General features: G+C 56.5%; 6 protein-coding genes and 1 pseudogene. All 7 read right to left on the reverse strand.

From position 1 onward, the window contains the following. Positions 1 to 184, reverse strand: a pseudogene (locus tag RMO15_RS23170) (adenylate cyclase); the annotation flags it as partial. Then, on the reverse strand, positions 181 to 543 hold the full coding sequence (locus tag RMO15_RS23175; protein WP_309717902.1) for a cupin domain-containing protein: 363 nt from the start codon (positions 541 to 543) through the stop codon (positions 181 to 183). The gene RMO15_RS23175 and the pseudogene RMO15_RS23170, both read right to left, overlap by 4 nt. A gap of 2 nt (positions 544 to 545) precedes the next feature. Then, entirely contained in the window at positions 546 to 1,046 is a 501-nt protein-coding gene (locus RMO15_RS23180; RefSeq protein ID WP_309717904.1) for a hypothetical protein, read from the reverse strand. A gap of 41 nt (positions 1,047 to 1,087) precedes the next feature. Then, entirely contained in the window at positions 1,088 to 1,231 is a 144-nt protein-coding gene (locus RMO15_RS23185) for a hypothetical protein (RefSeq protein WP_309717906.1), read from the reverse strand. 120 nt (positions 1,232 to 1,351) lie between these two features. Then, a complete protein-coding gene (locus RMO15_RS23190) occupies positions 1,352 to 2,671 on the reverse strand; it encodes a S53 family peptidase (RefSeq protein WP_309717918.1) in 1,320 nt (439 codons plus the stop codon). 317 nt (positions 2,672 to 2,988) lie between these two features. Further along, positions 2,989 to 4,623, reverse strand: coding sequence for a hypothetical protein (locus tag RMO15_RS23195; RefSeq protein WP_309717921.1), 1,635 nt, complete (start codon positions 4,621 to 4,623; stop codon positions 2,989 to 2,991). Further along, positions 4,620 to 6,156, reverse strand: a 1,537-nt coding sequence (locus tag RMO15_RS23200; protein ID WP_309717924.1) for a fatty acid desaturase, incomplete at its 5' end; no start/stop codon positions are given. The genes RMO15_RS23200 and RMO15_RS23195, both read right to left, overlap by 4 nt.

The following is a 6,156-nucleotide window of genomic DNA, read 5'->3' on the forward strand; positions in this document are numbered from 1 at the left end:
CCCGACTGGCTCCTGTAATGAGGCCCTTGACTGTGAGAAAGCCGTGCTCCCCGGCCACCCGGACGCGCACGGTGCGGTGCTTGTCGCGGTTGAGGTAGCCCTGGCAGTAGTAGGTCGGCGTGGCGCTCTGCCAGTCCGTCCCGATCACTAGAAACTTGCGCTCGATCTCGGTATTGGAACTCATAGTTTCACTCCATTGGGCGCAGTAAAAACTTTATCCACGACATTGCCGGTGTTGCGAGTGGCGGCGGGCTCAAAAAGCAGCACTTCCGCCTCGCTCTCGGCGAGAGTGCGGTGCTCGACGCCACGCGGGACGACGCACAGCTCGCCGGGGCCAAGCGTGACGATCCGATCCCGAAACTCAAGCTGCATCGTCCCGCGCCAGACGAGAAACAGCTCGTCCTCGTTTTCGTGGTGGTGCCAGGGAAAGACGCCGCAGAACTTCACCAGCTTCACTTCCTGGCCGTTGAGCTCGGCAACCACTTTGGGGCGCCAGTGCTCCTGAATCTGCGCGAGCTTCTCAGGGAGGGAGATTTTTTCCATGGCTAGGCTTTGGGCAAGAAGGACTCAGGCATCGCGTCCCAGGCCATCAGTGCCTTCTCTGTACTCGGGCCGTTCTTTTTTAGCCAAGCGCTCGCGGCATTGCCCGCTTTCTTGCCGTAGATTCGATGCGAGTAGACCACGGCATTACCCACCCCTTTATGCAGGCGGAGCCGAGTAAACGCCACCTCGACAAACTCAGGGCGGCCAAACATCACGACGATCAGATGCTCGGCGGGCTTGCTCTCGGTTCTAGGCACAGAGTCGGTTCGCAGCACGGTGGCTTTACTGGCCTTGTAGTTGCCCAAGACCGTGTTGGCCGTCACCGCCAGCCCCTCGCCGTGGGTGACTTTCGGGTAGACAATCAGAGTCACCATATCCGTCCACTTTTTCAGATCCTCCTGGCCCTTGGACGTGAACTCATGCTGATCGCCACGGGCCCAGCGGTGAGAATAAGTAGTTCCCGCAAAAGTAACGCCTTTATTCGTTTTCTGACAAAGTCCCATAGAGGGATTTTAGCACACTCCCGAGGCAGGCTCACACCAGCTCATAAATGGTTTAAAATGGCGGTTCCATCGGGGGTTCCTAGCCCCGTGCAGGCATCCCAACCAGGCCCTGCATTGTAGCCCTTAACCGTGCCTGTGATGGCGTTGGTGCCTACGGTGACATCATGGAAGATGCCCTTATTCACGTTGGCGTACAGAAAGGGATTGAGAAAGCCGACGTTCGCCTTCTTAGTAGTCGTCCAAAATCAATTTCCGGTTCTTGACGAAGTACGTCGCCCAGAGAAACGGAGATTGATTTTGGACGACTACTTAGCCTGGTTCAGTAGAGCGACCAGGGCTGCCATGAGGGGAGCGACGGCGCTCATGGCGATATCGGGAACGCCACGACCGGGCTTGCCGGGGACAAGAGACACCGGAAGCGCGGCGTCTGTTTGATAGGCGGGAACGGGAAACCGCTTACTGATCCCACCACCACTGGCCCAGCCTCCCCCCTTCGAGGAGAAAGGGGTACCGTCGTTCCAGACAACATCCACTCCGTCCTCGATCTGTGTGCCACCGCAAGCGAGTACGAGATCATCGCCCGCAGGATGGTGTACGTGAATCTTGTCGTCCCAGTCGCTCGCCGCGAGGGTGGCAGTGCCATGGTCGCTGGAAGCCACACAGACAGTAATCCCCATCGTGGCGGCTGTCATGAAGACCTCGTGGAATGCGGAGAGGTTATGTTGATCAAGGTTATCCTCGGGCTCACCCCAGCTAATGGAGAGAACACTAGGCTTCCGCTTTGTATCATGTACCACCGTGCTGATCGCATCTAAGAGACCCTGCTCCCCGTTTGGCGCGAAGTAGACAGCAATCATAGCTCCAGGCGCGACCGCACCCACAACCTCGATATCGAGCATGACCTCGATATCGTAGGGATTAGGTGTCGTCGGGCTGTTTTGGACACCATTTACGGAGACGGCGACGATGTTGGGAAGCGGAACATTGATCTCCTGGAAATAGGTGGCGAGATCGCTTCGCTGGAAGCCACCTCCGAGCTCAACTAGTGCGATCGTCTGGCCAGTGCCGTCCAGTGCCACCCCCTCAAACTCCGTGGGAAAGTTGTAACGCTTGGCATAGTCCGTTGCAGCAACTCCGTATTGGCCACCAGGAGTTGCCTCCGCTTGGAGAGTGTGCTGATGTTTCCCGCGAAACTTGGGGCGGGTGTCGAAGCCAAAGACACCGGTGACAATCCCTTGGAGGTGCTCTGGGACAGATATCTCCCCCTGTCGGGCACGGGAGATACCAGACGAGTGCCGAACCATCTGCACATCGGCGTGAAACGCATCCACCAGATCACCCAGCCGACCGTTCAGAGTAATACTCCGTTCTCCCAGACTGCGGCGAACGGCGGTGAGTCCGTGCTCCTGAGCAAACTGTTCTACAAGCTCTATATCTGCCGGGTCAGCACCATACTGCTGCTCAAACTCCTCGTGACTGAGGTAGCGACGTTGTGCCAGGGGCTGGTCACTCTGGGAGTGTACTTGCTCTTCGAGAGCGGCGAGATCGCCGCGAGAGCGCACTCGAACCGTTAGGCTTGCCATCTCCAAGCGATCAATCAAACCGACAAGATGAGTGTGTGGCAACCGCCTTCGGCTACTACCGGAAAGGGAAACATGGTTCATCGTAATTCTTCTCTTTTATCAGGCAGCGGCCTAAATCAAGCGGCCGCGCGAACTCTGGAGCACGGAAAGCTGGGTTACAGAACAAGCTCTGCGTACTTGGAAATACTACCCAGCTGCATGTCACCATAGCACAAGTGTGGGCTTGCGCAAAACCAGCGAGTTCCTCCCAAGCGGAGCCCCTCCAACCCGTACCGAACCCCCGCGACAAAGTCCAGGTCGCTTCCCGAGGGTATCTAAGAGGATCTTAATCCCTGACTTTAGCATCGTGTACACCCTGCCTAGAGGCGGCTCTGTATCTTTTCGAGCTTTGTATAAAAAACGCTCTGTGTGGGAATTGCAAGGTCTTTCTTTAGAAATTGGAAGAAGGCGAGCATCTTTTCAGTCTTGGCTTTGAGGATCTTATCGGTCGTGAGCTTTTCGAAGAAGGCTTGATCTTCCGTCATCAGGCGTGCGTAGAGTGTGGCTCTATCATCGGTGGCGACATTCATCCCGTAGGGCTCCGCAAAGCCAAGGCGGCTGGCATTGTCTTTGTAAAACGTCACGGGGTTGGGCGCACTGGCACTCAGTTTCCCGATTTTATACAGAAATCCCGCCTCATTGAGGCTCTCCCAGTTCGCGCCGTGAATAGGGCCGCCTTCGACTGAGAAACGAGAGTCCATCAGGTGGAAAATCTCATGGTGAATGGTGCGGCGGTAAAAATCGCGCGAGGTGCTCTTCGAGGGATCAAACGTATTGATGCCATAGCCAAACGACACTTGGGGCAGCCAGCTAAAACTCTGCCCGGCGAGCTTGACATCTCGAAATGTAAACACATCCAGGATGTAGATATTCTTGACTTTGATCTTTGTGACAATCTCATCGGGGTACTGTTCTAGCTCCTCGCGAACCAAGTGGACGAACTGCTTGAACTGTGGCAGCTTTTTATCCGTGAAGTAGGAGTACTCCAGTCGGACACGAGCCGGCATGGGTGGGGCTTCGGAGCCGGGTTCCCAGAGCACCTTGAGGCCCCATTTCTTCTCAATCGCACGTAGATCGTCTTGAATCTCCGGGTCAGCCTTGAGCTGATCGGCACTGTGCAGGTCGGCTAAATCATTGAGGCAGATAGTGCGCTGCGACTCGGGAATCGTGGCGATCGTTGCCCAGAAGGCTTGGTCAAACTTCGGGTCGAGCGTTTGCAGAAAGCTTTGGACGAGCGCAATTCGCTGTTTCAGCGGCGCGTCGGTCTTGGCGAGGGCACTTAGCTCCGCAACCTCGAAAGGCTCCCAGAGAATCTTAAAAAGCCCCTCGCGCTGATTGCTAAGCGCCACGAGTCGCTTGGCACTCTCGCTCTCAAGCGCCGCACTGTCCGAGGCAAGGGTTTTCCAGCGCTCCAGCGCGAGGGGAGATTTGGGTGATTTGACATCCGTGAGCAGGTAGGTAAAGAGTGTCTGGTGCAGGTACCCCTTGCCAAGAATCTCGGTCGTCGGGGTAATGGCACTCGGCACGGTGACGAGAAGCGAAGCACTCGCCTTTTCCGCAATAAAAGCAGGCGAGTACGCTGTGCCAGAGCCATTCCCATTTTTTGCAACATAGGCACTGGCGAGCACAAGATTCCGGGAGCCGTGCGTCTTGAGAAAGCCCACAGGGTAGCGCTTGAGCTCGGTGTCAACCCAGGTGAGCACTTGTAGGACGTTCTCTAAGTGCTCCAGCTTCAAGGCAGTCACTTGGTAGCTTGCCCCCACCGAGGCATCTCTGCTGCTCCAAACCTTGAGAGCGATCCCAAAGTTGTTCTGGAATTGCTGAGCAACGGCAATAAATTTGGGGCTTTCTTCCAGAGAATCTCGTGCAAGTGCTGGGCGGCTGAGTACCATTAGCAACAACAAAGGGAGAAGCCAACCCATCGCTGCCGCAAGAGCTCTCTGTACTTTTTTCATCGTAGGTCGCTTCTATTCAAAACACTGCCATCTATCACTCCATGGCTCATAAAATCCTCCCGTTTGTGCTTCCAAATACTCGCCAAACGATAGAAAGGCTTGCTCGGATCGAGATGGTGAACGAGATGGAAATTTTGCCCCAGCAGGAGCCATGTCAGCCAAGGGGAGCTGCGAACCGAGGTCGCCTGGTAGGGTTCCGTCGCTTGGTGCGGCGCATGAGGAAGCCAGGAGAACGTTGCAGCAAGCGTAAACAACGCCAGTCGCGCGGGAAGAATCCATCCCAACAACAAGGCACGAAAGAGAGAGGGATTGAGCAGCCATGCACCAATAGTGAGCGCAACATAGACGCTTCCGCAAAGCACAAGATCTGCCCGTTCGAGCCAGGGTCTTGTCGCCCATCGTGAAAAATAGTACCGCAGGTACCCGATGTCTTGGGTCAGCCAGCGCAGAGGGACTGCCCATTTTGGCCCCGCTCCACACCAAAAATCGGGGTCGGCGGCGGGGACATTGGTATGCAAGTGATGTTCGCGGTGAAGGAAGCAATAGGGACGAAATGCTCCCGTCAAGAGTACCGAGCAAAGATGTCCCGTAGCGGCGTTCAGGGCTCTCCACTGAGAAACGTTGCCGTGCACGGCTTCGTGGACGGGCGTGAACCCGGCGAAGGCGGCCACGAAGCCCATTCCAACCGACAGCCACCAGGGTAGCCAGCCTTGGAAGGCCCCCACGACGGCCAGCGCCATTGCTGTGTAGCAAAAGATCACCAGCAGCAAAATAGGGACATCAATAGCGGGCTTTTGGGACGGTATTTCGGAAGGACTGACCGTTTTTCGCTGTAACCACTGACGGGCCCATCGTCCCAGCGCTCGGGCAGCAAACCGAGGAACCCAGCCGTTGGCGAATGCCATCAAGATGGCGCGAATGGTCAAAAAACTGACGTTGCCGCCGGAAACGATGTACACGGGCTCCCACGCGGAAGGCTTCATCTTGTCGCGAAAGCGGTACAGTCCTTCTAAGTTATAGAGCCAGCCCATCGAACGTGCGCAGATACGCAGTAGCCCTGTAAGCAACACATGATTTTTGGGGCTTTGCTCCGCATCTAGCCCCGCCAGTGCCACCATTCCTAGGCTAACCACCTCGGCGCCTTCGTCGCGCAACCGGCACATCACCGCATCCACCAGGGATTCACCACAACCAGCGGGCGACTCGGGTTGGATCATCATGTCTTCGAGAAGCCAGCCGTTTCTGCCATAGATGGGCACGCAGACGGCGAAGCCATGGACGACTCCGCCCGACTCGACCACAAAGTAGCGGCGACGCTCCGCGTGCTGAAACAATTCCAGCGTGACCATAAATCCCATCGGCGGGAGAGCCTTTTGCTCCGCCCACGCGTCGACGATCTCGACGAACCGTTGCCGGAGCGGCGTGCCTTCGGAAACCTCGCCATTGTCAATGAGTCGGACGGTAACACCGGATCGTTTGGCTTTGCTCAGCCGGTTTCGTAGCTTGCCAGAGTCGCCTAGGACATCTTGCCAC

This window comes from Armatimonas sp. (genome assembly GCF_031410135.1).
GTDB lineage: Bacteria > Armatimonadota > Armatimonadia > Armatimonadales > Armatimonadaceae > Armatimonas.